We start from the raw sequence: 24,350 nt of genomic DNA, 5'->3' as shown, positions 1-24,350 counted from the left end.
TTGCCGACGGCCTAGTTCGCCTTCGGCCCGACGCCTGTCGCCGGTTGCGCCGCCGCCTGTGCCGCGCGGCCGACGTTGACGCTCAGCAGCCCCTGACCCCAGATGCGTTTCGCGACCCTCTTGGTATCTTCCAGCGTGACCGCATCAACGATGGCATTGCGCTTCTCGATGTAATCGATGCCGAGCTCGTCGAGCTGGTATTGAAGCAGCGCGGTGGCGAATTTCGATGAGGTGTCGAGCGCCAGCATCTGCGAGCCTTTGAGATAGGACTTGGCTTCGTCGAGTTCCTTCTGCGTCGGGCCTTCATTGCCCATGCGCGCGATTTCGCTGGTGATGGTGTCCAGCGTCTCCTTCGCCTTGTCGGCGCGGGTCGCGGTAGAGCCCGCGAACAGCGATGACTTCTTCATCCAGATCAGCGATTGCGACACCGAATAGACCAGTCCGCGCTTTTCGCGGACTTCCTTGTAGAGCCGCGTTGACAGCGTGCCGCCGCCGAGAATGTGGTTGACGATGTAGGCGGCCATGAAGTCGGGGTCGTTGCGCGCGACGCCCGGCCCGCCGAAATTCACCGACGTCTGCGGTACGTCCACGATGGCCGACGTTTGCAGCGGCGGCCTGGCGGCTTCCACCGCAGGGACCGGCGTCAGGTCGCCCTTTGCGGGCAGCGTACCGAACGTGTCGTCGAGCAGTTTGCCGAGCGCTTCGGGCGTGATGTCGCCGACGACCGCGATCTTCAGCGCGTCCCTGGCGATAATGCGCCGCGCGTAATCCTTCAGGTCGGCGGACTGGATAACGGGGAGACTTTCGAGTGTGCCGTTCGGCGGGCGCGCATAGGGATGCGTGCCGTAGGCCTGCTCCCAGAACTTGCGGCCGGCGATCGATACCGGATTGGTGGTCTCGCGGCGTGCGGTCGACAGCATCTGGGCGCGGACGCGCTCCAGCGGTTCGTTGTCGAACCGTGCGGCGGTCAGGGCCAGCTTCAGCAGACCGAACGCCTCGTCGCTGTTTTCCTTCAGCATCCGCATCGAACCGCGCAGATGATCGCGGGTCACTGAAAAGCTCATTTCGATGGCGCGCCGTTCGAGGCGTTCGTGGAAAGTTTTCGAATCCAGATCGGCGGCGCCTTCGTCGAGCATGTTGGCGGTGAACGATCCGGTGCCGGGCTTGTCGGCAGGGTCCTGCGACGAGCCGCCGGCGAAGGCATATTCCATCGCCACCAGCGGCACGGTCGCGTCCTGCACGAACCAGGCTTCGATGCCGCCGGGCGACATCACGCGCTGAACTTTTGCGGCGGCGGAAACCGGCGTCACGGATGCCGCGAGTGAAGCGGCGGCAGCAAGAACGGCGGCGGCGAGCGATGGCAGTTGGCGGCGAGTGACGATCACGAACGTTTCTCCTCGCGCTTTGCGGTTGTCGCGCCCGGTTCCTTGATCAGGTAGCCGGTGGCGGATCGTTTCTTGTCGAGCCATGTCTGCGCGGCCTCGCGCACCTGCTCGGCGGTGACCGCGCGGATACGGTCGGGCCACGCCCGGACGTCATCGACGCTGAGGCCGACGGTAATGGCGGCGCCGTACCAGCGCGCCAGCGTGGTCTGGCTGTCCTGCGCATAAACGGCCTGAGCGATCATCTGGGTCTTGATGCGCTCGAGCTCTTCGGCGGGCACAGGAGTCTGCGCCAGCTTGGCGATCACCTCGTCGATCGCCTGCTCGACCTGCGGAAATTCAACGCCGGGTTTAGGCGAGGCGGAAATCCCGAACTGGGTCGGATCGACGCCCGTGCCCTGGTACCAGGCACCGGCGCTGACCGCGAGCGGCTTGTCCACCACCAGCGCGCGATACAGCAGCGAGTTGCTGCCGGTGCCCATCAGTTGCGCCAGCACTTCGAGCGCGGCGCCTTGCGCCGGGGCCGCGGTCACCGACGACGGCACGAGATAGTAGCGGCGCACGCTCGGCTGCTCGACGCGCGGATCGGCCAGCGTGACAGTGCGCGGCCCGGCAGGGGTAGGCTCCTGCGGCCTGATCCGCTGCGGCGGAATCGCGGGCTGCGGCGGAATCTTGCCGTAGGCGGCCTCGACCATCGGGCGAACCTCGTCCACGCTGACATCGCCGGCGAGCACAAGGGTCGCGTTGTTCGGCGCGTAAAAGCGCTTGTAGAAGGCGAGCGCATCCTCGCGGTTGAGCTTCTCGATCTCCTGATGCCAGCCGATCACCGGGCGGCCATAGGGATGGTTGAGATACAGCGCCGCCATGATCTGCTCGGTCAGCCGCGCATCGGGGCTGTTGCCGACGCGCATGTTGTACTCTTCGAGCACCACGTCGCGCTCCGGCAGCACATTTTCGTCCTTGAGAATGAGGCCGGTCATGCGGTCGGCCTCGAACGCCATCATGGTCGCGAGCTGGTCGCGCGACACGCGCTGGTAATAGGCGGTGTAGTCGTAGGAGGTAAAGGCGTTCTCGTTGCCGCCGATGCGCGAGATGAGTTGAGAGAATTCGCCGGCCGGATGCGCGGCGGTGCCCTTGAACATCAGGTGTTCGAGAAAATGCGCCAAGCCTGACTTGCCCGGCGTCTCGTCGGCGGAGCCGACCTTGTACCAGATCATCTGGGTGACCACCGGCGTGCGGCGGTCGGGAATGACCACGACGTGAAGGCCGTTGCTGAGCGTGAAGGTCGCCGGCGCGGTTGCGGTCTGCGCCGTTGCGGTGTTGATCGCTGCCGGCGCGAACAGAATGCCGAGCGCAGCGAAGGCCCGGGTCATGGAGAGGCGGAAAGCTGTCATGGTGTTTTACCGGATCGCAGATTTATCGCCCGGGAAACATTCAAATCCGCGAGAGGCGACACTGCGGGACCTGAAACGATCGTACCTCGAAAACACCCGTGGCGGACCGCGATCATGGGGCCGCGACCATTGACGGCGCGGCCAGGAAGTTCAGCCCAAGGAAGTTCAGCCCAAGTTCAATCCAGACCTTAATCCCAAGGTCTTCAATCCCAAGGTCGTCAGTCCCAGGTCTTTTCGCACCGGCCGCTGGCGGCGTCGCACTTTTCCTTCGGCGGCTTCAATTGGCCGACGCCATAGGCGTAGTTGGACGACGGAGTCTGGTAACCGCTCGGAGGCTGCGTGAGTTCGGTACGTTCGGGTTCGGAGGTGAATTTCTCGGTTTCGGTCTTCGTGCTGCCGCCGAACGGGTTCGAGAAAAGCCCGCCGTTATATCCGAGTTCAGAAGGCAGCATCATCAGCGGGGAATTCGAATTGTTGCCGCCAGGCGCATTGCTTTCCGCGGTCTTGCTGCGCGGAACGCGTTTGTTGAGTTCGCTCGGCATCAGCGGCATGCGCGCTTCTTCCGGGCTCATCGCTTTCTGCTTGGCCCGTTCGCGCGCGGCCGCGCGCTCGGCCACGTCCGGATCCTTCGGCCAGTTCGGCGCCAGTTTCGCCTTGCCGGTCTGGGGCGGAGGAAGATCGATCTTGGAAGGAACCACCAGCGGCGAGCGCTCGCGGTACTCGATGGAGCCGTCTTCGAGCTTCTTGCCGCCGAGGCCGCTCATCAGGTTGTCCATCAGCCTTTCTTCGAAGGTCTTGCCGTCATCTTCGTCCGCATCCTGGGCGCGAACGGGGCCGGTCGCCAGCAACAGGCCGACGCCCAGCAGGACGGCGGCAACCCGAAAGGCGCGCGTCGAGAGGCGTGATGAGAGATGCAAACCTGAACCGATGCCGCCCGTCATTTGCGTTCATCCTGATCCGTTGTCCACGGGCGCGGCCATATCGCCGCAAACCGTTGCGCTGCAAGCCAGATTGCCGGAAGGCAAATGGCCAAAAACCTGCAAAGCGTATCCCCGGTTATCGGGGCCTTTTTGCGGCATCCGGGGTTACAAACGAGTCATACAGGAGGGCGGCAACCCCGGCAACGATGGCCACGTCGGCAAGGTTAAACACGTACCAGTTGTAGGTTTTCTCGCCGATCTGGATGTGAAACAGGGCGAAATCGACCACAGCGCCGTAGGCCAGCCTGTCGATGGCATTGCCGATGGCGCCGCCGATGATGAGCCCGAGACCGATGGTCGCAAGCCGGGTGCCGGATTTCGCCATCCAGATGCCCAGCATAAGGATCGCGGCGGCCTTGAACGCCAGCAGGGCGGCCTGGCCGACTGGACCGGCATCCTGGAACCAGCCGTAGCTGATGCCGGTATTCCAGGCGAGCACCAGATCGAAGAATGGCGTCACCTGCACCGTGCCGCGCGGGCCGAGTTCGTACACGCGCAGCAGCCAGAGTTTCGAAGCCTGATCGAGCACGAGGGCTGCGACGGCGGCGATCAATCCGGAGCGGAGGAGGGGACTCACGCGCTGAGCGCCTTCCATTCCCGCAGCGCTTCGGCATCGCGGGGCGACACATCGGGATATTCGGGATCGTCGCCAACCGTCGGCAGGATCTTCCACGACCGCGCGCATTTGGTGCCGGCGGCCTTCTCCACGACGACCGCGACGCCCGGCACATCGTTCAGCGTGAACGCACCCGCAGGCGGGTCCTCGTTGGTGACCATGGCGTTCGAGGTAATGCAGACTTCAGCGAGATCAATATCGAACAGGGTCGCGAACACCGCCTTGTCGGAGACGTAAACCAGCGGCGAGGCTTCCAGCGAGGAGCCGATGCGCTTGGCCGCGCGCTCGACTTCCAGCGCGCCGGTGACGACACGGCGGACATCCCGGATGGTCTCCCACTTCTTCGCTAAGGCCTCGTTGCCGAAACGATCGAGGTCGTCGCGGAACGTGGTCAGATGCACCGACGGCTCGGCGTCGGGGCGATACATCTGCCATGCCTCGTCGGCGGTGAAGCTGATGGCGGGCGCGAGCCATTTCAGGATCGCGTCACAGAGAATGTCCACGGTGGTCAGCGCGGCCTTGCGGGCGAGCGACGACGGCGGATCACAATACAGCGTGTCCTTGCGGATGTCGAAATAGAACGCCGACAGTTCGGTGTTCATGAAATTCGCCAGCGTCGCGATCACCGTTTTGTAGTCGAAGTTCGCATAGGCGGGACGAACGATCGCATCGACCTCGGACAGCCGATGCAGCATCAGCTGCTCGAGTTCCGGCATCTCGCTGAAGGAGACGGCGTCGCTGCGCTTGAAGTGATGCAGCGTGCCCAGCATCCAGCGCAGCGTGTTGCGCAGTTTGCGATACGTTTCGATGGTGTTCTTGAGGATCTCCGGGCCGATGCGCTGGTCGTCGGCGTAATCGGTGGCGCAGACCCACAGCCGCAGGATATCCGCCCCGGAATCCTTGATGACCTTTTGCGGCTCGGTGGTGTTGCCGAGCGACTTCGACATCTTGCGGCCGTTCTCGTCGAGCGTGAAGCCGTGGGTCAGCACCACGTCATAGGGCGCACGGCCGCGGGTGCCGCAGCTTTCCAGCAGCGACGAATGAAACCAGCCGCGATGCTGGTCACTTCCTTCGAGATACATGACGGTGTCGTTGCCGCCGTCGACCTTGCGCTTGATGCCGGCGAGGCCGGGGAAATGCACCGGGTCTTCCAGCACGAAGGCATGGGTCGAGCCAGAGTCGAACCAGACGTCGCAGATGTCGTCGACCTTCTTCCACTCTTCATTCGCGTGCGATCCGAGGAAACGCTCGCGCGCACCTTCGACATACCACGCATCCGCGCCTTCGGTCTCGAAGGCGTCGGCGATGCGTTTGTTGACGGCCTCGTCCTGAAGGATTTCGGCCGAGCCGTCGCCCTTTTCGCGCACAAAGACCGTGATGGGCACGCCCCACGCGCGCTGACGCGAGATCACCCAGTCCGGGCGGCCTGCGATCATGCCGGTGATGCGGTTCTGGCCCTGCTCGGGCACCCAGCGGGTGACACTGATGGCCTGCAACGCGCGGGCGCGCAGGGTGTCGCCGGACTTGGCCTTGCCGTTGTCCGAGATATCCTTGTCCATCGCGATGAACCATTGCGGGGTGTTGCGATAGATCACCGGCTTCTTTGAACGCCACGAATGCGGATACTGGTGCTTGAGGCGGCCGCGCGCGAGCAGCATGCCGCGCTCGACCAGCGCCTTGATGACGGTCTCGTTGGCGTCGCCCTTTTCGCCCTTGTCGTTGAGCACGCGCTTGCCGGTGAGGCCCGGCGCCTGCTCGGTGAACGCTCCGTCGGCATCGACGGTATAGGGGATTACCGAGCTGATGCCGCGCGCTTCCAGCTCGCGCGCATTCGCGGTCCAGATATCGAAGTCCTCGCGGCCGTGACCGGGCGCGGTGTGCACGAAGCCGGTGCCGGTGTCGTCGGTGACGTGATCGCCGGCGAGCAGGGGCACGGTAAACTCATAACCGCCTGCAAGGCCTTTCAACGGATGACTGCACTCGATCGCATCGAGAATGTCGGCCGAAACCTCGCCGGCTTTCTCATACGACGTGACGCGCGCCTGCTTGAACACATCCTCAGCCAGCTTGTCGGCAAGGATCAGGAGATCGCCGGTCTTGGCCCAGTTGTCGGCGGGCGCGTCGGTGATCTTGTAGAGGCCATAGGAAATCTTCGGCGAGAAACTGATGGCGCGGTTGCCGGGCAGCGTCCATGGCGTGGTGGTCCAGATCACAACCGACGCCTTGGCGAGACGGCCATGGGCGGCATTGACCGGAAACTTCACCCAGACCGTGTCCGAGGTGTAGTCCTCGTACTCGATCTCGGCTTCGGCGAGCGCGGTCTTTTCCACGACCGACCACATCACCGGCTTGGAGCCGCGATAGAGCGTGCCGTTGGCGGCGAACTTCATCAGCTCGCGCGCGATCTGCGCTTCCGCCGGGAAGCTCATCGTCGTGTAGGGATGCGACCAGTCGCCGACCACGCCGAGGCGTTTGAATTCCTCGCGCTGGATGTCGACCCACTTCTGCGCGAACGCCCGGCACTCTTGGCGGAATTCGACGATCGGCACCGCGTCCTTGTTCTTGCCCTTGGCGCGGTACTGCTCCTCGATCTTCCATTCGATCGGCAGGCCGTGGCAGTCCCAGCCCGGCACGTAGTTGGAATCGAAGCCCAGCATCTGCTGGCTGCGCGTCACCACGTCCTTGAGGATCTTGTTGAGCGCGTGGCCGATATGGATGTTGCCGTTGGCGTAGGGCGGGCCGTCGTGCAGCACGAATTTCGCGCGGTCCTTGGCGGTCTCGCGCAGCTTGCCGTACAGGTCGATGGCGTTCCATCGCGCCAGAATTTCCGGTTCGCGCTGGGGCAGGCCCGCGCGCATCGGGAAATCTGTCTGCGGCAGATAAAGAGTGCTGGAGTAATCGTTGCCGTCGGCTTTGGAGGCAACGGGCTTTTGGGGCTTGTCGGACATGAATGCTCTGGCTTGGCTCGAATGGCGCTGGTGTGGTGGATTTGACATTCGCTTCGCAGCGATGAAATCGATCCCGGTCTTGCGCCGAGCGTGATGCTCAGACGGAAGCCGGGCCGCTAATGCCTATTCTGGTGCGCTGCGCCAACATGGGGCCTAGATAGCAGGCATGGGTGGCATCGGAAAGGCCCGCAAGCCGCTCAATCCGCGACAATTCCGAGTTTCGGAAACGCGGCCGGCGCCGCGGCGAGGGCCGCGCGGGCACGGGCCGAATCGTTGTCCATCTGGCGCACCAGCGCGTCGATGCCGTCGAACTTCAGTTCGTCGCGGATGAAGCCGATGAATGCGACATCCAGCCGCTGGCCGTAAAGGTCGCCCTTGAAATCGAACAGGAACACTTCCAGCAGCGGCGCGCCGTTGTCGAAGGTCGGGCGGCGGCCGAACGAGGCGACGCCGTCGATCCGCTTGTCGCCGATGCCGGCCCGCACCGCATAGATGCCGTGCTTGAGGCCGCAATGCTTGTCGAGGCGGATGTTGGCGGTGGGATAGCCGAGGTCGCGGCCGCGTTTCTCGCCGTGGATCACTTGGCCGGAAACGAACCACGGCTCGCCCAGCATGGCGGTCGCCTCGGTCACCTGGCCCTCGGCCAGCGCCATGCGGATGGCGCTCGATGACACCGGACGATCCAGGATATCGACGTGGGACTGGATGTGGACCTCGATGCCGAGCCGCGGCGCTTCGGAGGCGAGCAGCGACGGCGATCCGGCGCGGCCCTTGCCGAAGTGGAAGTCGTAACCGACGGCGATCCCGCTGATTCCGAGCCGGCCGATGAGATCGTGGTTAATGAAATCCTGAGCGCTGGTGCCGGCGCGTGTGCCGTCGAACGTCATCACAACGGCGCCGTCGAGGCCGGTCCCGGCGAGCAGGCGCAGTTTCGCGGCTTCGTCGCTCAGCCTGAATTGCGGCGTGTTGGGGCTGAAAAAACTGCGCGGATGCGGCTCGAAGGTCACGGCGTAGGCCGGCTTGCCGTGCTTGCGCGCCATGTCGATGGCTGCGGAAATCACCACCCGATGGCCGAGATGAACGCCATCAAAGTTGCCCATCGCCACCACTGCGCCCTTGGTGATTGCGCTGGCGGGCGTGGTGTCACGAATGACGGAAAAACGTGTCGTCATGAGGTCCGGGAGGAAGACATTGGAGAAATCGGCCCGGACCTGACCCCGGTCCGCCAACGGAGTCAAGCTGCTGAATCGGACCTTAACGGCGCAACTTAAGATAATCCCGAAGCGGTCGGATTAACGGGCTGTTTAAGCAGCCGATGCTAGGTTCGCCCCGACTGCGATGTCAGAAGACACTCGCAAAGTGGTTGATAACGCACGCCGGTTGCTGCGTTCGAGGGAGAAAATCAGCGATGGCCATGGATTTGTCGATGCCGGTTCTGGTTGTGGATGACTACAACACGATGATCCGAATTATCCGCAATCTGCTCAAGCAACTTGGTTTCGAGAACATCGATGACGCCAGCGACGGCTCCGCAGCCCTGAACAAGATGCGCGGCAAGAAGTACGGCCTCGTGATCTCCGACTGGAACATGGAGCCGATGACCGGATACGACCTGCTCAAGGAAGTGCGCAGCGATCCGAATCTCGCCACCACGCCTTTCATCATGATCACGGCTGAATCGAAGACGGAGAACGTGATCGCCGCCAAGAAGGCCGGCGTGAACAACTACATCGTCAAGCCGTTCAATGCCGCGACGCTGAAGACCAAGATCGAAGCGGTATTCCCGGACAACGTGCCGGCGTAAGCCCGCGCCACTGTTCTTAGATTTCACATCGCCCGCGCCTGTCGCGGGCGATGACGTTTTTGCAGTATCAAGACGGATCGCCCGGATCGCTCATTGCGCAGGAATGCAGCAAATCTGCCACGCATCCGGGGTAGTGCACAGCTTCCCGACATTTTGACCATGATCGGTGTTGCTCTTGCGGCCCAGGTTCGGCCTGATGCCTCAACGTGGGCATTGCGCCTTGAGATTGATAACGGGGGGCATCGATTTGATCATGAAAAGACCTTGGATTTCTGCGGCAGCCACGGCGGTTGCTGCGATATTTTATTTTAGCGGCAGCCAGTACGCGGTCAGCCAGCAGGTCGCCGCCCGCACAAACGTATCGCCGCAGTCTCATGTGCAAACACGCTCTGGCCCGCAGGTGTATTTGGTGCGCGGGTTCCTGAACGTTTTCTCGTTGGGAATGGACACCCTGGCCACCAAGCTCAATAGCCGCGGCATTTCCGTGACGGTGATCAACCACACGGAATGGCGGTCGCTGGCGGATCAGATTGCCGCGGGATACAAAGCCGGACGCCGCGGACCCATCGTGCTGATCGGTCACTCCTTTGGCGCGGATGCCATCATGGAAATGGGCGACTATCTCGGCCGTCAGGGCGTGCCCGTTGCGTTGATTGTTCCTTTTGACGGCACGTCATCTCATGCGGCAAGCGCCAACGTCGGGCGCGTCCTGAACCTGTACAAGAGCGCTGGCGTCCAGATTACACGCGGTCCCGGATTTCGCGGCCAGCTCACGAATTTCTACATCTCCGATCCGAATATCAGCCATTCGGACGTCGATGACCTGCCGAACCTGCATGCGATGGTGATCGGACGAATCAGGGCTCTCGGAAGGTAGCGTCCCGCTTTGAGGGCTGATTGGGTTTCATCGACGCTGAAGCAGATCAGTCCGGAAGCTGGCCGAGAGAATCTGTCGCGCTCACTTTAGATCGCGCATCAGCACGCGGGGCGGCTTGTTCTCGCCGAACGGCCGCCGGACCGCGAATTCGTCCGCAATATCGAGGCCTTCGAAATCCGCCGAATGGATGCCGCGGGTCAGGAACAGGCAATCCAGCCCCATCAGGTTTGCGCCGGTGAGATCGGTGCGCACGGAATCCCCGATCGCAAGGATGCGGCTGGAGGGCGTCGCGCCGCCGCGCTTTTCCGCCGCGAGTTCAAGCGCGCGGTCGTAGATCGGCCGGTGCGGCTTGCCGTAGAAGATCACCTCGCCGCCGAGGCTGCGATAGAGTTCGGCGATGGCGCCCGCGCAGGTGATCAGGCGATGACCGCGTTCGACCACCATGTCCGGGTTGGCGCAGACGAGGGTGAGATTGCGCTTGAGCGCCTCTTCCATCATGCCGCGATAGTTTTCCTCGGTCTCGACCTCGTCGTCGTAAGGACCGGTGCAGACAATGTATTCGGCGTTCTCGAGCGTCGTGAACTTGACGTCGAGGCCGCGGAACATCGGGTTGTCGCGCTCCGGTCCGATTTGCAGCAGCGGCTGTTCGAGGCGCGAGGCAACGAAGCTGCGCGTCAGGTCGCCGGACGACACAATGGCGTCGTAGGTCTCGTCGGAAATGTCCATCTTGCGTAGCTGGCGCTGTACGGAGTCGGCCGGGCGCGGTGCGTTGGTGATCATGATCACCGTGCCGCCCTGCGCGCGGAACGTTTGCAGCGCCTTGCAGGCCTCGGGAAATCCATGAACGCCGTCGTGGATCACGCCCCAGACGTCGCTGAGGATGACGTCCACGTCTTTCGTGAGATCGTGCAAACGGTCGGCGAAACGCAAGGCAGTAACGTCAGGCAGAGTCATGGGAACGGATCACTTCTGTGTGGAGGCTTTGGCTAATTCTGCGCGGACGCTCGGCGCGCCAGCGCGGCATTGCCGGTCACGCGGGGAGCCTCGGCTCTCGCGTCGAATTTGGCGTCGGCTTTTTCTTCTTTCCGGGCCGGTGCGTCAACCGTTGAAGCCGCCGAAGGGGCGGGTTCCGCCGGGGAGGCTGCGCCTTCCGGGCGCAGCGGGCGGGGCGGAGCGAACAGGAAGCCCTGGCCGAAGCGGACATCGTAATCCAGCAGATCGACAACGGCGCGCTCGCCCTCGATCCGCTCGGCGACCAGATCGATGCCGAAGCGCCCCAGCAGGTCGGACAGGTCGGCGGCATGAATGTCGGCAGTCGAGAGCTGCTTCTGGTCGAGCAACATCGTCGCCGGGACCTTGATGAACTTGACGCCGCGGTCGGCGAGTTCGCGCGGATCGAGCCGCAAGTCAGTAACGTTGTCGATCGAGAAGCCGTAGCCGAGCCTCTGCAGCGAGGCGAGATGCTCGCTCTCCACCGGGCCGAGATGGCGGAACGTGCTCTGCTTGAATTCGAGAACCAGCGATGGCGCCAGGATTCTGTTCGCTTCGAGAAAATCGCGACACTGGCCGAACACTGACGGATTGCTCAGCGTCACGCCCGAGACGTTGCAGAAGACGCCGACGTCCTTCGAGCGCACCATCAGCCGCCGCAGCACCTGCACGCAGCGGAGCATGACGGTGTGATCGACCTGGCCCATCAGGCCGGCGGCTTCAGCCGTGCCGACGAAATCGTTCGCGGTCAGCAACTGTTCCTTGTCGTCGCGCAGCCGCGCCACCGCCTCATAGAACCGTACCTTGCGCTGGGGCAGCGTCACCATCGGCTGCAGGAACAGATCGATGCGGTTGGCTTCGATGGCGTTTCTCACCGCGACGAGAAGCTGCGCGTTGGTCGGATTGGCAGGCGGCGGCGGTGCTTCGGCCGCAGGTACACTTGTGCTTGTCGTCTGCGCAGGCAATGGCGCTGGTGTTGTTTCATTCGCCACCTGAGCGGCCGCCGGTTCGGCGGCCTGCCGGACGGTGGTCGCTGCGCTGGCGAGAACATCGTCATGGGCTGCGACGGACGAGGCCAGCTGCTTGACCAGCGATCCGAGCTCGCTGATTTCGCTGGCCACCGTCTGAATGCGTTCCTGTCCGTTGGCATCCGTCGCCGAGAGGCGAGCCTCGATCGCGCTCATGCGGCGTCCGAATTCGGCGACTTGCCGCGCGAGGTCTGCGGTGCCGCGCGAGAGATCGGCGATCTGGCTGCCGACATCGGTGCGGTCGCGCAGCCGCATCGACACCGCATTGTAGAGGATCAGGAAGGTCAGCGCCGTCAGCGCAACGATCGCGGATTCGGAAACGGTGAGTCCCGCCAGCGAATACAGCATCAGGCCGAGCGACGCTGCGATCAGCACCATGCAGATGGCGATGAAAATCGTCGAAATGCGGATCATAAAGCCTGCCCAACCCCGAACGGGGCTGAGCTTAGCATCAAGTTTGATTCGGCGCGAAGTTGTTGCTCATCGCTCTCTCTCCCCGCTTGCGGGGAGAGGGGTGGGGTGAGGGGCTGTGGGACCAAAGAAGTCGCCCCTCACCCGGCGCTACGCGCCAGCCTCTCCCCTAAACGGGAAGAGGTGAAGTGAAAATCACGCCACCGCGCGGATCACCTTGGCGACCTTGTCCATGATCTCGCCGACCTGGCTTTCCGAGACGATCAGCGGCGGGGTCAGACAGAGGGTATCGCCCGCCACCCGGATCATCAGGTCATGGTCGTGGAACGCTGAGTCGAGCGCTTCGAAGCCGCGCTTGCCGGGGCCGTCCTTGTTGGGCGCAAGGTCGATCCCCGCGGTGATGCCGACGGTGCGGATGTCCACCACGTTCGGCTCCTTGCGCAGGCCCATCACGGCGTCGGCCCATTTCGGCTCCATCGTCTTGGCCCGTTCGAACAGGCCTTCGTCACGGTAAACGTCGAGGGTGGCGAGACCGGCCGCACAGGCCAGCGGATGCGCCGAGTAGGTATATCCGTGGAACAGCTCGATGACGTGATCCGGTCCCTTCATGAAGGAATCGTAGATCTCGTCGCGGATCAGGACGCCGCCCATCGGCACGGCGCCGTTGGTAATGCCCTTGGCAAAGGTGATCATGTCGGGCAGCACGCCGTAACGCTCCGCTGCGAAGGCGTAGCCGAGGCGGCCGTAGCCGGTGATGACCTCGTCGAAGATCAGCAGGATACCGTGCTTGTCGCAGATCGCCCGCAGCCGTTCGAGATAGCCCTTCGGCGTCACCACCACGCCGGTGGAGCCGGCCATCGGTTCGACGATGACGGCGGCGACGGTGCCGGGGCCATGAATTCCGACAATGCGTTCCAGTTCGTCGGCAAGGTGCGCGCCCCATTCCGGCTCGCCCTTGGAGAAGGCCATCTTCTCGCGGTCATAGGTGGTCGGCAGATGGTCGACGCCGGTCAGCAGCGTGCCGAACATCTTGCGGTTGTTGACCATGCCGCCGACGGAAATACCGCCGAAGCCGACGCCGTGATAGCCGCGCTCACGGCCGATCAGCCGGGTGCGTCCCGCTTCACCGCGGCCGTTGTGATAGGCAAGCGCCACCTTCAGCGCGGTATCGACCGCTTCCGAACCGGAGTTGCAGAAGAACACATGCTCGAGGCCCTTCGGCGCCAGCGCGGCGATGCGGCTGGCGAGCTCGAAGGCCTGCGGATGGCCGAACTGGAACGGCGGCGCGTAGTCGAGGGTCGCGGCCTGCTTCTGGATCGCGCTCACGATCGGATCGCGGCTGTGGCCGGCGTTGCTGCACCACATGCCTGCGGCGCCGTCGAGAATGTTGCGGCCGTCGGTGGTGAAGTAATGCATGTCCTTGGCGCCGGCGAGCATGCGCGGGCGGGCCTTGAACGCCCGGTTAGCCGTAAACGGCATCCAGAAAGCATCGAGATCGTTCGGCGTCGCAACGGTCGGGCGAGGGTGTTGAATATTCAAGGGACTTTCCTTCCGGCAAGGAGCAAGTTTCTTTCTTGGAAGAAGAGCCTATCAGTTTCCGGCGTTGTCCGGAACGCATCGTGACGCATGGTCGCCCATAGGTGATTTCACGTAGCGCCATCGCAGGATAATACACCTTATAGTTGTTTTATGAATTAGTGTGCCCTTAAAAGTTGTGTGCGCAAATGCCCGTCATGAAACGGGCCCGCGCCATGCTCAACAGAACCACTGCCGGAAAATTTCTCGCCGCGCGCGACGGCGCGATCGCGGTCGAGTTCGCGATCATCGCGCCGGTGTTTCTGATGATGGTGTTCGGCATCCTCATGTACGGCTCGTATCTCGCGGTCATTCACGGCGTGCAGCAACTGGCCGCCGAAGCCGCGCGGTCTTCCGTCGCCGGGCTGAATGAAAGCGAACGCAGCACGCTCGCCAACAGCTACATCACCGGCAACGCCAAATCGTATCCGCTGATCAATCCCGTGCATCTGACCGTCAACGCGGCGACATCCGGTGCCGACGCCAACGTGTTCGTCGTCACCGTCAATTACGACGCCTCCGGCATGTTCATCTATTCGCTGCCGACTTTCGTTCCGGCGCCGTCCCCGGCCATCGTGCGCTCGGCCGCGATTCCGCGCGGAGGATACTGAAGATGAAGGCGCGCCCCGCGGTCTCTCGTCATCCTGAGGTGCGAGGCGCATGTCCGCCGAGCCTCGAAGGATACGCGGCAGGCGCCATCGCCCTTCGAGGGCTGCTGCGCAGCCGCCTCAGGGTGACGGCAAAAAACCTCAGGCAAACCACGCGCCGCTTCGCAGCCGATGACCGTGGCAACATCGCGATCATGGGTGCGGGCTTCCTGCTGCTTGTCATCGCCTGCACGGCGCTTGGCGTCGATGTCGGCTCCATCTTCGCCGACAAGCGGCGGACCCAGAGCGCTGCCGATCTCGCGGCGATTGTCGCCGCGAGCGACCTGACCAATGCGTCCCGCGCTGCTGCGGCGACCGTCGCCAAAAACAACTATCCCCCGGAGTCGCTCGTGGCTGTCGAACCCGGTGTTTACACGGCGAAGGCGTCTCTCGCGCCGCAGCAGCGCTTCGTGGCGGGCGCGGCACCTGCCAATGCGGTTCGTGTGTCCCTGAAAACAAAGACGCCGCTGTATTTCGGCAAGGTGCTGACCGGCGACAGCCAGTGGGACGTTAAGGCAACTGCCATCGCCAGCACCACGCAGCTTGCGACCTTCGCCATCGGCTCGCGGCTGGCGTCGCTCAACGGCGGGCTGCTGAATTCGCTGCTCGGCGGGATGCTCGGCACCACGTTGTCGCTGTCGGCGATGGACTACAACGCGCTGCTTGGCGCGCAAGTCGATGCATTCGATTTCCTCTCGGCGCTGGCGACGCGCGTGAGCCTGACGGGCGTCACCTACGATGCGCTGCTGAGCAGCAACCTGAAGGTGACAGACATTGTGGCAGCGCTGCAGAGCGCCGTAGCCGGCAACAGCGGCGCGATTGCGGGGCTCTCCAGCCTGTCATCGTCGATTTCGGGGCTGACCACGCGGATCACGCCGACGTCGCTGATCAACGTCGGGCCCTATTCCAGTCTCACCGTCGGGCAGAAGCCGAAGGTCGGCGCGAGCGTGTCGGCGCTCGATCTGCTCTCGGCCATGGCGGCGCTGGCCAACGGCACCAACCAGATCGCGGCGAATGTGAACCTGTCGCTGCCGGGCATCGCGGGCGTCACCCTGCAGGCGACGGTCGGCGAGCGCCCGGTGGGCACGAGCTGGATCACCGTCGGCTCCACGGGTGCGAGCGTCCATACCGCGCAGACGCGCATCCTGCTCAAGATCCAGCTGGTCGGTTCGGGCGCGGTATCGGTGGTCAATCTTCCGGTCTATGTCGAAGTCGCGGCGGGCACGGCGACGCTCAACGCGGTGTCGTGCGGCTATCCCAACGTCAACACCTCGTCGGTGACGCTCGGCGTTTCGCCCGGCATTGTGGACGCGTGGATCGCTGACGTGACGCCGGCCATGATGACGAATTTTTCCACCAAGCCGAATCCGCCGGCGGCTAACATCGTCAATCTTGGGGGCATCCAGGTGTCGGGCCGGGCGCATGCCACCATGGCCAACACCTCACCGACCAGCGTGAGCTTCAGCTACGCCGACATTCAGGCGCGGACCAGGAAGACCGTGAACACCACATCGTTCACCGCGTCGCTGACGTCGAGCCTGCTGGGCGATCTGCAACTTGGCGTGCAACTCGGGCCGCTCGGCCTGCCGATCCCCGGCATCGGCGCGCTGGTCGCCAGCATCATCGGCGGTGCAACCGGCTCGATCGACACGCTGCTGAACTCGGTGTTGCAGACCCTCGGCATCGGCCTCGGTCAGGCGGATGTCTGGGTCAACGGCATCCGCTGCGACGGTGCGGTGCTGGTGAATTGAGTACATTCGGACGTTGAGTAAAATCCCTCCCCCTTGTGGGGAGGGTCGGCCGAGCGAAGCGGAGGCCGGGGTGGGGGCAGCTTGTCCGAACGTTCCCCCACCCGGCGCGTATTTCGCTTCGCTCACACGCGCCACCCTCCCCACAAGGGGGAGGGAGAAAAGGGCATTCCGCTGCGCGGCTTGCGCTTCACCGAAACTCGCGGCTGGCTATGGAGACTGTCTGCATATATGCAGACAGTAAACGTAGCCAATGCAGATTCAGATGTCCGACAAGAAACCCAAAAAACCGCAGAAACTGCGCGCGCGCCTGCCGCGCGGGCTGGTGGACCGCACGCCCGCCGAGATCGCCGCCACGCGTCAAATGGTCGAGACCATCCGCGAGGTCTATGAGCGCTACGGGTTCGAGCCGGTGGAAACCCCGGCGATGGAATACACCGACGCGCTCGGAAAGTTTCTCCCCGATCAGGACCGGCCCAACGAAGGCGTGTTCTCGTTTCAGGACGACGACGAGCAGTGGATCTCGCTGCGCTACGACCTGACCGCGCCGCTGGCGCGCTATGTCGCGGAAAACTTCGACACGCTGCCGAAACCGTATCGCTCCTATCGCAGCGGCTACGTTTATCGCAACGAGAAGCCCGGCCCCGGCCGCTTCCGCCAGTTCATGCAGTTCGACGCAGATACGGTTGGCAGCGCATCGCCTGCCGCCGACGCCGAGATGTGCATGATGGCGGCGGACACGATGGAAGCGCTGGGCATTCCGCGCGGCTCCTATGTGGTGAAGGTCAACAACCGCAAGGTGCTCGATGGAATTCTTGAATCCATTGGTCTCGCGGATGAAAACAACTCGGCTCGACGTCTCCTAGTACTTAGGGCGATCGATAAATTGGATCGACTTGGAACAAACGGCGTGACTCAACTGCTGGGCGAGGGACGGCTAGATGAGTCCGGGGATTTCACGGCGGGCGCGCATTTAAACGAAGTCGAAATTGATCGCGTTCTGCGTTTCTTTTCTCTCGATCAAATTTGGTCTCTAGCGGACGCATCCGACTCGAAAAATGGCCCATCAGATTTACTATCTCGCTCTAATGAAGCTCTGAAGCTACCTCGTTTTGAAGACGAGTTGAAAAATAGCGAATTGCCCGGACGTTATCTATCCAATGCCGCGCTGATAGAATCGTTTGAAGAACTTGTTGGTGACAGTGCAATAGGTCGTGCGGGCTTGGATGAACTGCGGCAGATCGTTGAGTTTGTAGATGCTGCAGGCTACGGCAGCCTGCGCATCCGCATCGATCCCTCCGTCGTGCGCGGTCTCGAATATTACACCGGCCCGGTCTATGAGGTTGAACTGCTGCTCGACACCAAGGACGAGAAGGGCCGCCCCGTCCGTTTCGGCTCTGTCGGCGGCGGCGGTCGCTATGACGGACTCGTCTCACGCTTTCGCGGCGAACCGGTTCCGGCAACCGGTTTCTCCATCGGCGTCTCGCGCCTGCAGGCTGCGCTGACGTTGCTCGGCAAGATCGACACCGCGCCGGAGTTCGGTCCGGTGGTTGTCGTGGTGATGGATCGCAACGAGATCGCGCAATATCAGACATTCGTTGCCACGCTGCGCAACTCTCTTGTTGATCCTTCAAGGCCGGATGGGCCTCGCATCCGCGCCGAACTCTATCTCGGCAATCCGAAGAACAATCTCGGCGTGCAGTTCAAGTATGCCGACCGGCGCAATTCGCCGTGCGTCGTCATTCAGGGCGGCGACGAAAAGGCCAAGGGCGAAGTGCAGATCAAGGATCTGATCATCGGCGCGGAAATTGCCGGAGACACCGGCAATCGCGACGACTATCTGCAGAAGCAGGCCGAGGCGCAGTTCGCTGCGAAGGAAAGCGATCTGGTCGAAGCCGTGCGCAAGGTGCTTACGCGGCATAATGTGAACTGGAAGTGAATTTCGCCCTCTCCCCTTGTGGGAGAGGGTGGCGAGATCGAGTGAAACGAGATCGAGGCGGGTGAGGGGTATGAACATACGGAGTTCATCCCCCCTCACCCGCCCTCGCTTCGCTCGGGCACCCTCTCCCACAAGGGGAGAGGGGAAGAGAAAGCAGATGAACGCCACTTCGGCGCGTCGCAAAGAAAAAGGAAACGAACATGCCTGAGGTAATCGTGAACATGGCCGCCGGACGCACCGACGATCAGAAGAAGGGCGTGATGCTCGACATCACCCAGGCGCTGGTGAAGAACCTCGGCGTCGATGCAGAGGTCGTGACGGTGCAGATCAATGAAGCGCCGCTGACCCACAAGATGAAGGGCGGCAAGACCTTCCTCGAGCGCAAGGCCGCAGCGAAGTAAGCCTCGTGTGGTGGTTCGCAAGTCCGCATCATGTTCACGGCACTTTCATTCGCGGACTTGCGAACCAAAACCACACGAGAATGATACCTTCTAGTGTCCTTTTGAATCCGGAGTTCGCTATGGAAGGTGCTGCAAAGTGAAGCGAACTTCGGATTCAGGACACTGGCATGAACGTGCTTGAGAAAGTCACCGTCGGCATTCCCGGCGAAACGGTCGTCACCGTTGCGCATGACATGACGGTGCAGCACTTCCTGTCGAGCATGCCGGCGGTCTATGCGACCCCGGTCATGATCCTGCACATGGAAAAGGCCAGCACCGCCTCCATCGCCGACCTGTTGCCGGATGGCTATGTCAGCGTCGGCATGGAGGTGAATGTCCGGCATCTGGCGGCGACGCCGGTCGGACGCACGGTGCGGGTGACGTCGCGGGTGCGCCAGATCGATGCCAAGAGCGTGTTGTTCGATGTCGAAGCCTGGGACGGTTCCCGCAAGATCGGTGACGGCACCCACCGGCGCGGGGTGATCAACATCGCGGCGTTCGAAAAGCGGTTCGGCGTCAGCTGAGACGGGCTGCGCCGGTCCCCGATCTCGAGCATTTCTGATTGTTCTGAAACGTCGAACGAGGCTAGGTTTCCGGCCGTTAGCCTCCGGCGGAGATATCCAATGCGTTTCGTCCTGATTGCTGTAGCGGCTGCTGTGTTGTTTGCGGGGCAGGCTCATGCGCAGGGCAGGGGACGTCCCGACACGAGCGGAGGCTCCCAGCAGGCCAAGGGCGAGGATCCGCAAAAGCGCATGGCCCGGGAAGAAGCCGCCGCCAAGGCCGCGATGAAGAACGTCCCGGATTCGAAAGAAAAGTACGATCCCTGGAAGATCGGGAAGTAGCTCTCCCTCGCCCTGTTCCTACGGGGAGAGGTGAGATCGGCCTTACTGCTTCGGCAGCATGCCCTTTATGGCCTGCAAGTCCTTGATGTTCATCTTCATGCCGCCGGGCATGACAATGTCACCGGCCTTCTGGTCCGCCTTGCAGGCGCCAAGCCATGTCGCATCCATCATCGTGACAGATTCCGGAAGGTTGCCGTCACCCTTGGTGGACACCTTCACCGTATAGGCCGAATTGAAGTCGCCATTGATTTCGGTGCGCGAGACCGAGGTTACGCCGCCGACCGTGCAGGTCGAATCAATGACGAGACCGGTCGCCGTCTTCTGCATGTCCTGCCTGGCGCACATCTCCTTCGCCATCGGACTGAACGAGGCGGCCATGTCCTTGTCGGTGGTGGCGTCGGTGCATTGCTGCATGGTCATTGCAGGCATCAGGGCGCCGGGGCTGACCTTGATTTCCCACAGGCCGGGTTTGCGGTTCGGCATTTCGACCGGCCCCGCCAGCGCGGGAAGGGCGAACATGCCGGCGCAGAGCGTCAGCGCCGTCACATGACATGAAGGCGTTCGCATGGGCTGCCCCCTTGATGTGTGGATGTCGTCAGTAGCCGACGCGCAGCGGCCGGTCGAGGTGACCCGGATGGACCCAGACACAGGCGAAGGAAATGTAGCCGCCGTACTGCGCATCGGTGCCGGTCAGCTTCACCGACTTGCCGTAGCTGGCGCAGTGGTTGACCGCGAGCGCCTTGATGTCCACGCCTTCCTTGTAGAGCGAATAGGCAATGATGCCGCCGGTGTCGTTGCCCTTGAAAGGCGGCACCGTGTCGAAAAACGCGCTTGCTGGCGTCAGCGCAAGGGTCCCCAAGACTGCTGTCAGGATCGCTGTTCCAGTCGCTCGCATCATGCCCTCCGTTCGAATCCGCCCTCACCATACGGCGGCCGGGCTGTCATGGAAAGAATGCCGTGCGTTTTGATGGGGGTTGGCTGCCGAGTGTTGCCGCGCTGCACTTGACCGGCTGGCAGCTTCGCGGCACCTTCCGGCACAACGAACATTCGGCGGACCGCCTTCATGCGCGACCTTTTCTCGACATTGCGAAAGCTAACTCTGGCTGTGGCGCTGGGCGCCGTGGCCGGCCTGATGACGCTGAGCCCTGCGGCCGAAGCCGCCAACGTGCTGGAGCGGAATTTCTGGCTGTCCGGCCCGCGCTACGACGGCGAGATGGGGCAATGCGCCGACGCGCTCGCCGCGATTTCCTATCAGTTCGCTGAAAAAGAGAGCAAGTTCTGGAATTCCGCCCTGGTGATCACCGGCTACGCCAACGTCCACGAGGTCGCATTCCGGGCCTGGGCAAATGACAGCATTCCGCGCCGTTTCTGCACTGCCAGCGCCATGCTGAACGATGGCCGCGCGCGGCAGGTGCATTATTCGATCATCGAGGATGGCGGTTTCGCCGGGTACAACTCGGGTGTCGAATGGTGCGTGGTCGGCCTCGACCGTAACTGGGCCTACAATCCATCCTGCAAGGCCGCGCGGCCCTGAGCTTCACAAATCGATTGGTGACCGAATCGCCCGTCCGCCATGGATGCGGCGATTTTGTTCTTGAAATGTTCTTTTTGCCTGACTAGGCTTTGAACAGCATGTATCCGCATGAAAGCGACCCGGTGACTGGCCGGAGGATGCGGAGAATGGGTAGGGGGCGTCGCCATGTTCGGTTTCAGGTCCGGTTCGTCGGCCGCTGTCTTTGCATGTCGATTTTTGAGCGCTGACTTTTTGCTCCGCCGGTTCGCCGTCCTGCTGCTCGGCCTCGTGACGGCGGGCGTCGTCGCGGGCTCCGCGTCGGCGCAGGATCATCGCCAGAACGCCCCCGGCGAGTTTGACTTCTATGTGCTGGCGCTGTCGTGGTCGCCGTCGTTCTGTCAGGCCGCGCACGAACGCGGCAATTCCAGCCGCGGCATCCAGACCCAGTGCGCCGGCCGTCCGTTTTCCTTCGTCGTGCACGGCCTGTGGCCGCAATACGACCGCGGCTTTCCGAACTATTGCCAGCGGCCGTCGCCGCGGCTCGAGCGCAACGTCATGACCTCGATGCTCGATCTGATGCCGGCGCCGGGCCTGATCTACAGCGAATGGGACAAGCACGGCACCTGTTCGGGACTGGGCGCCCGCGCCTATTTCGAAACCACCCGCAAGGCGCGCGCGGCGGTGAAGATTCCGGCCGAATATCTCGAACTGACAGACACAAAACTCGTTGCGCCGGCCGACATCGAGGAGGCCTTCATCAAGGCCAATCCCGGCCTCTCCAGTTCGGCCATTGCGGTGACCTGCGACAGCAAGCGTCTCAGCGAGGTGCGCATCTGCATGAGCAAGGATCTGCAGTTCCGCGCCTGCGAGGAGATCGATCGCCGCGCCTGCCGCCGCGACAAGGTGGTGATGCCGCCGGTGCGCGGGGGATAAGCGCAGGTTACTTTCGCCGCGCGATGTCGTAACTGTCGCGCCATGAACTACCGTCACGCATTCCACGCCGGAAATTTCGCCGATGTCATCAAGCACATCGTGCTGGCGCGCATCCTCACTTATCTGCACGAGAAGCCGGCCGCGTTCCGCGTGATCGATACCCATGCCGGTGCCGGGCTGTACGATCTGACCAGCAGCGAGGCCGAACGCGGCGGCGAATGGCGCACCGGCATCGCGCGGCTGATGCAGGCGCGGTTGTCCGAGCAGGTCATGGCGCTGGTCGCGCCCTATCTCGACATCGTGCGCGCGTTCAATCCGCAACGCGATCTCACCGCCTATCCCGGATCGCCGCTGATTGCACGCGCGCTGCTGCGGCCGCAGGACAGTCTGGTCGCCTGCGAACTGGAGCCGAACGCACGCAAGCAACTGATCTCCGCATTGCGCCGTGACGAGCAGGCGCGTGTGGTCGATCTCGACGGCTGGACCGGACTGCCGGCATTCGTGCCGCCGAATGAGCGGCGCGGGCTGGTGCTGATCGATCCGCCGTTCGAAAGCCGCGACGAATTCAAGCGGCTGGCCGACGGCTTCAGCGCGGCTCACGCCAAATGGCCGACCGGCATCTACATGCTTTGGTATCCGGTGAAAGAACGCCGTGCCACCGACTCACTGGCGGAACATGTGGCGCGCGTGGCGAACGCCGGCAGCGGTGATGCCAAATGCTTGCGCGTCGAATTCAGCGTCGCACCGCAGACGCAGGACTCAGGACTGGTGTCCGCCGGTCTGTTGATCGTCAATCCGCCCTGGACTCTCGCTGCGGAGTTGAAGGCGATCCTGCACGAGCTTGAGAAGCCGCTCGGTCAGGGCGGCGCCGGGCGCTACCGGGTGGAAGCCGTCAAGGTCTGACGCACTGCACGCGCGGCGGTTGTCATGTGCCTGAATTCTGTGCGCACGAATACCCCAAATGCGGCATGGCCAATTCGCCGGGAACCGTATTATGCTACAGTCGTGAAGGTCGGCTTTTACGTCCCGCGCCCGCGAATGGCCGCGGCGGAATGACGAGAGGCCCCGAGCGTCATCCCATATTGCGGGACCGCTCTCCCAGGCCGCCGCTTTCCGGCAGTGAATGTCGGGCCTAGCCGACGCGCGTTGCGCGCCGGCGGTGCAATGCGGGGAGGGGTTCCCGATGGCCATGACGGGTATAGTCAAGTTCTTCAATGCCGAACGCGGTTACGGATTCATCAAGCCTGACGACGGCGGACGCGATGTGTTTGTGCACATCACCGCAGTCGAGCGTGCGGGATTGAAGGATCTGATCGAAGGACAGCGTATCACTTTCGAAGTCGAGCCCGACAAGAAGGGCAAGGGACCGAAGGCGGTCGATCTCGTCGTTTCGCCCTGACGCATTTCCCGGGATCAAACCCCGCAAATGAAAATCCCGGGCGCGAGGCCCGGGATTGATCGAACGTTGCTGCGCGTCGCCGATCAGAAGCGGTAGTTGACGCCGAGGCGGACCGTGCTGAAGTGATAGCCGTTCGACAGACCGGTCATCATGAAGTTCCTCTCGCTGAGATCGACGTAGAGATACTCGATCTTGGCCGACCAGTTCTGGTTGATGGCGAATTCCGCGCCTGCGCCGATCGTCCAGCCAGCCGAGGTGTTGCTTTCGGAGAAGCCGCCGGGCCGCTCGACTTTCAGCGCGCCGAACGCGAGACCGCCGGTGCCGTAGAGCAGTACGTTGTTGAAAGCATAACCGACGCGGCCGCGCACGGTGCCGAACCAGGGGTTGGAGAATTTCCACGCTGCGAACGTATCGTCCGAGGAATTGAGCTGGAGATCGCCCTCGATACCGGCGACCCATGCGCCGTTCTGCCAGTTGTAGCCGACCTGAAGACCGCCGAGCACGCCGGACGGCTTTGCTCCGCTGTTGGAAACGTCACCCCAGCCATAGCCGAGATTGCCGCCGATGTAGGGGCCGATCCAGCTATTGGCGAGTGGCTGATTGACCGTGTAGGGCTGCGCATAGGGGCGGCGGCCGTAGATGTCGGCGGCGTGCGCCGACGCGGTCATGCATGTCGCGGCGACAATCGCGGCGAAAGTCGTCTTCTTCATCGTATTCTCCTCACGCACGCGCCGGCGTGGCCGTTGTTTGACCAAATGGCGCGGCGGCCCCCGCATGGTTACGAAAGCCAACCTTTTCTTCATAAAATTTATCGAGAGTTTTACGTTAAACACTCGTTAAGGCGGCCTGCGGCCCCATTCACATCCTTAAGAAAGTGTTACAAA

General features: G+C 62.9%; 24 protein-coding genes. 12 read left to right on the top strand and 12 right to left on the bottom strand.

The genetic code is table 11. The features are described 5' to 3' along the window. Positions 1-11: 11 nt before the first annotated feature. The 6 genes from BN32_RS22855 to BN32_RS22830 form a co-directional block, all read right to left on the bottom strand. Positions 12-1,385: a M16 family metallopeptidase gene (locus BN32_RS22855; protein ID WP_019195677.1), complete on the bottom strand. Its 1,374-nt coding sequence runs from the start codon at positions 1,383-1,385 to the stop codon at positions 12-14. After that, positions 1,382-2,776 (bottom strand): M16 family metallopeptidase, encoded by a 1,395-nt coding sequence (locus BN32_RS22850; RefSeq protein ID WP_040427257.1) that lies wholly within the window; start codon positions 2,774-2,776, stop codon positions 1,382-1,384. The genes BN32_RS22855 and BN32_RS22850 overlap by 4 nt, the downstream gene beginning before the upstream one ends. A 218-nt stretch (positions 2,777-2,994) precedes the next feature. Next, positions 2,995-3,717 carry a hypothetical protein gene (locus BN32_RS22845; RefSeq protein ID WP_019195679.1) on the bottom strand — a complete coding sequence of 241 codons (723 nt, stop codon included), beginning with the start codon at positions 3,715-3,717 and terminating at the stop codon, positions 2,995-2,997. A gap of 115 nt (positions 3,718-3,832) precedes the next feature. Continuing rightward, a complete protein-coding gene (gene lspA, locus BN32_RS22840) occupies positions 3,833-4,333 on the bottom strand; it encodes a signal peptidase II (RefSeq protein WP_040427496.1) in 501 nt (166 codons plus the stop codon). After that, complete coding sequence (gene ileS, locus BN32_RS22835) at positions 4,330-7,320, bottom strand: isoleucine--tRNA ligase (RefSeq protein WP_019195681.1); 2,991 nt, start codon at positions 7,318-7,320, stop codon at positions 4,330-4,332. The genes lspA and ileS overlap by 4 nt, the downstream gene beginning before the upstream one ends. Before the next feature lie 197 nt (positions 7,321-7,517). Next, positions 7,518-8,492, bottom strand: a complete 975-nt coding sequence (locus BN32_RS22830; RefSeq protein WP_040427495.1) for a bifunctional riboflavin kinase/FAD synthetase — start codon at positions 8,490-8,492, stop codon at positions 7,518-7,520. A 236-nt stretch (positions 8,493-8,728) separates the two neighbouring features. Here BN32_RS22830 and BN32_RS22825 point away from each other — a divergent pair, with 236 nt between their 5' ends. After that, on the top strand, positions 8,729-9,124 hold the full coding sequence (locus tag BN32_RS22825) for a response regulator (RefSeq protein ID WP_002713246.1): 396 nt from the start codon (positions 8,729-8,731) through the stop codon (positions 9,122-9,124). Between the two features lie 166 nt (positions 9,125-9,290). Next, positions 9,291-10,001, top strand: a complete 711-nt coding sequence (locus BN32_RS22820) for a thioesterase domain-containing protein (RefSeq protein ID WP_156947014.1) — start codon at positions 9,291-9,293, stop codon at positions 9,999-10,001. Positions 10,002-10,082: 81 nt separating this feature from the next. On the opposite strand, the gene BN32_RS22815 is transcribed toward BN32_RS22820, so the two are convergent. From BN32_RS22815 to aptA, 3 genes are all read right to left on the bottom strand, one after another. After that, positions 10,083-10,955, bottom strand: a complete 873-nt coding sequence (locus BN32_RS22815; protein WP_019195684.1) for a TIGR01459 family HAD-type hydrolase — start codon at positions 10,953-10,955, stop codon at positions 10,083-10,085. A gap of 32 nt (positions 10,956-10,987) precedes the next feature. Beyond that, on the bottom strand, positions 10,988-12,433 hold the full coding sequence (locus tag BN32_RS22810; protein ID WP_019195685.1) for an EAL domain-containing protein: 1,446 nt from the start codon (positions 12,431-12,433) through the stop codon (positions 10,988-10,990). A 192-nt stretch (positions 12,434-12,625) separates the two neighbouring features. Further along, positions 12,626-13,969, bottom strand: coding sequence for an omega-aminotransferase AptA (aptA, locus tag BN32_RS22805; protein WP_019195686.1), 1,344 nt, complete (start codon positions 13,967-13,969; stop codon positions 12,626-12,628). Positions 13,970-14,181: 212 nt separating this feature from the next. Here aptA and BN32_RS22800 point away from each other — a divergent pair, with 212 nt between their 5' ends. The 6 genes from BN32_RS22800 to BN32_RS22775 all read left to right on the top strand — a co-directional run bounded on the left by BN32_RS22800 (position 14,182) and on the right by BN32_RS22775 (position 19,621). Then, the gene (locus BN32_RS22800; protein ID WP_040427493.1) at positions 14,182-14,616 is read left to right on the top strand and encodes a TadE/TadG family type IV pilus assembly protein; all 435 of its coding nucleotides are present in this window, start codon (positions 14,182-14,184) and stop codon (positions 14,614-14,616) included. A gap of 2 nt (positions 14,617-14,618) precedes the next feature. Further along, positions 14,619-16,403, top strand: coding sequence for a TadG family pilus assembly protein (locus BN32_RS22795; protein ID WP_019195688.1), 1,785 nt, complete (start codon positions 14,619-14,621; stop codon positions 16,401-16,403). Between the two features lie 262 nt (positions 16,404-16,665). Next, a complete protein-coding gene (gene hisS / locus BN32_RS22790) occupies positions 16,666-18,339 on the top strand; it encodes a histidine--tRNA ligase (RefSeq protein ID WP_051488583.1) in 1,674 nt (557 codons plus the stop codon). 200 nt (positions 18,340-18,539) lie between these two features. Next, positions 18,540-18,740, top strand: coding sequence for a tautomerase family protein (locus tag BN32_RS22785; protein ID WP_019195690.1), 201 nt, complete (start codon positions 18,540-18,542; stop codon positions 18,738-18,740). A gap of 167 nt (positions 18,741-18,907) precedes the next feature. Continuing rightward, entirely contained in the window at positions 18,908-19,303 is a 396-nt protein-coding gene (locus BN32_RS22780; RefSeq protein ID WP_019195691.1) for a thioesterase family protein, read from the top strand. Between the two features lie 99 nt (positions 19,304-19,402). Beyond that, a complete protein-coding gene (locus BN32_RS22775) occupies positions 19,403-19,621 on the top strand; it encodes a hypothetical protein (RefSeq protein ID WP_019195692.1) in 219 nt (72 codons plus the stop codon). Positions 19,622-19,663: 42 nt separating this feature from the next. Here BN32_RS22775 and BN32_RS22770 read toward each other — a convergent pair whose 3' ends face one another. Then, positions 19,664-20,188, bottom strand: a complete 525-nt coding sequence (locus tag BN32_RS22770; RefSeq protein ID WP_040427255.1) for a DUF3617 domain-containing protein — start codon at positions 20,186-20,188, stop codon at positions 19,664-19,666. Positions 20,189-20,216: 28 nt separating this feature from the next. Next, positions 20,217-20,516 carry a hypothetical protein gene (locus tag BN32_RS22765; RefSeq protein WP_040427490.1) on the bottom strand — a complete coding sequence of 100 codons (300 nt, stop codon included), beginning with the start codon at positions 20,514-20,516 and terminating at the stop codon, positions 20,217-20,219. Between the two features lie 168 nt (positions 20,517-20,684). Between BN32_RS22765 and BN32_RS22760 the strand changes: the two genes are divergently transcribed. From BN32_RS22760 to BN32_RS22745, 4 genes are all read left to right on the top strand, one after another. Further along, a complete protein-coding gene (locus BN32_RS22760; protein ID WP_019195696.1) occupies positions 20,685-21,155 on the top strand; it encodes a hypothetical protein in 471 nt (156 codons plus the stop codon). 165 nt (positions 21,156-21,320) lie between these two features. Continuing rightward, a complete protein-coding gene (locus tag BN32_RS22755; protein WP_019195697.1) occupies positions 21,321-22,067 on the top strand; it encodes a ribonuclease T2 family protein in 747 nt (248 codons plus the stop codon). Positions 22,068-22,109: 42 nt separating this feature from the next. Continuing rightward, the gene (locus BN32_RS22750) at positions 22,110-22,970 is read left to right on the top strand and encodes a 23S rRNA (adenine(2030)-N(6))-methyltransferase RlmJ (RefSeq protein WP_019195698.1); all 861 of its coding nucleotides are present in this window, start codon (positions 22,110-22,112) and stop codon (positions 22,968-22,970) included. A 280-nt stretch (positions 22,971-23,250) separates the two neighbouring features. Then, positions 23,251-23,466 carry a cold-shock protein gene (locus BN32_RS22745; RefSeq protein WP_019195699.1) on the top strand — a complete coding sequence of 72 codons (216 nt, stop codon included), beginning with the start codon at positions 23,251-23,253 and terminating at the stop codon, positions 23,464-23,466. Between the two features lie 83 nt (positions 23,467-23,549). Here the strand turns inward: BN32_RS22745 and BN32_RS22740 are convergent, their stop codons facing one another. Continuing rightward, the gene (locus BN32_RS22740; RefSeq protein WP_019195700.1) at positions 23,550-24,176 is read right to left on the bottom strand and encodes an outer membrane protein; all 627 of its coding nucleotides are present in this window, start codon (positions 24,174-24,176) and stop codon (positions 23,550-23,552) included. Between the last annotated feature and the right edge of the window lie 174 nt (positions 24,177-24,350).

This window comes from Afipia birgiae 34632 (assembly GCF_000308295.2).
Taxonomy (GTDB): domain Bacteria; phylum Pseudomonadota; class Alphaproteobacteria; order Rhizobiales; family Xanthobacteraceae; genus Afipia; species Afipia birgiae.
Note: the sequence above shows the minus strand (reverse complement) of the source record. Positions and strands in the feature narration are given on the sequence as shown.

What these genes read in the sequence shown, in the direction of transcription:
- BN32_RS22745 (WP_019195699.1), top strand. Translation starts at nt 23,251, where the DNA reads ATGGCCATGACGGGTATAGTCAAGTTCTTCAATGCCGAACGCGGTTAC.
- BN32_RS22760 (WP_019195696.1), top strand. Translation starts at nt 20,685, where the DNA reads ATGCGCGACCTTTTCTCGACATTGCGAAAGCTAACTCTGGCTGTGGCG.
- BN32_RS22740 (WP_019195700.1), bottom strand. Translation starts at nt 24,176, where the DNA reads ATGAAGAAGACGACTTTCGCCGCGATTGTCGCCGCGACATGCATGACC.
- BN32_RS22755 (WP_019195697.1), top strand. Translation starts at nt 21,321, where the DNA reads ATGTTCGGTTTCAGGTCCGGTTCGTCGGCCGCTGTCTTTGCATGTCGA.
- BN32_RS22825 (WP_002713246.1), top strand. Translation starts at nt 8,729, where the DNA reads ATGGCCATGGATTTGTCGATGCCGGTTCTGGTTGTGGATGACTACAAC.
- BN32_RS22795 (WP_019195688.1), top strand. Translation starts at nt 14,619, where the DNA reads ATGAAGGCGCGCCCCGCGGTCTCTCGTCATCCTGAGGTGCGAGGCGCA.
- BN32_RS22845 (WP_019195679.1), bottom strand. Translation starts at nt 3,717, where the DNA reads ATGACGGGCGGCATCGGTTCAGGTTTGCATCTCTCATCACGCCTCTCG.
- BN32_RS22780 (WP_019195691.1), top strand. Translation starts at nt 18,908, where the DNA reads ATGAACGTGCTTGAGAAAGTCACCGTCGGCATTCCCGGCGAAACGGTC.
- BN32_RS22750 (WP_019195698.1), top strand. Translation starts at nt 22,110, where the DNA reads ATGAACTACCGTCACGCATTCCACGCCGGAAATTTCGCCGATGTCATC.
- BN32_RS22785 (WP_019195690.1), top strand. Translation starts at nt 18,540, where the DNA reads ATGCCTGAGGTAATCGTGAACATGGCCGCCGGACGCACCGACGATCAG.
- hisS (WP_051488583.1), top strand. Translation starts at nt 16,666, where the DNA reads ATGTCCGACAAGAAACCCAAAAAACCGCAGAAACTGCGCGCGCGCCTG.
- BN32_RS22770 (WP_040427255.1), bottom strand. Translation starts at nt 20,188, where the DNA reads ATGCGAACGCCTTCATGTCATGTGACGGCGCTGACGCTCTGCGCCGGC.
- ileS (WP_019195681.1), bottom strand. Translation starts at nt 7,320, where the DNA reads ATGTCCGACAAGCCCCAAAAGCCCGTTGCCTCCAAAGCCGACGGCAAC.
- BN32_RS22800 (WP_040427493.1), top strand. Translation starts at nt 14,182, where the DNA reads ATGCTCAACAGAACCACTGCCGGAAAATTTCTCGCCGCGCGCGACGGC.
- BN32_RS22815 (WP_019195684.1), bottom strand. Translation starts at nt 10,955, where the DNA reads ATGACTCTGCCTGACGTTACTGCCTTGCGTTTCGCCGACCGTTTGCAC.
- BN32_RS22765 (WP_040427490.1), bottom strand. Translation starts at nt 20,516, where the DNA reads ATGCGAGCGACTGGAACAGCGATCCTGACAGCAGTCTTGGGGACCCTT.
- BN32_RS22850 (WP_040427257.1), bottom strand. Translation starts at nt 2,776, where the DNA reads ATGACAGCTTTCCGCCTCTCCATGACCCGGGCCTTCGCTGCGCTCGGC.
- BN32_RS22810 (WP_019195685.1), bottom strand. Translation starts at nt 12,433, where the DNA reads ATGATCCGCATTTCGACGATTTTCATCGCCATCTGCATGGTGCTGATC.
- BN32_RS22775 (WP_019195692.1), top strand. Translation starts at nt 19,403, where the DNA reads ATGCGTTTCGTCCTGATTGCTGTAGCGGCTGCTGTGTTGTTTGCGGGG.
- BN32_RS22830 (WP_040427495.1), bottom strand. Translation starts at nt 8,492, where the DNA reads ATGACGACACGTTTTTCCGTCATTCGTGACACCACGCCCGCCAGCGCA.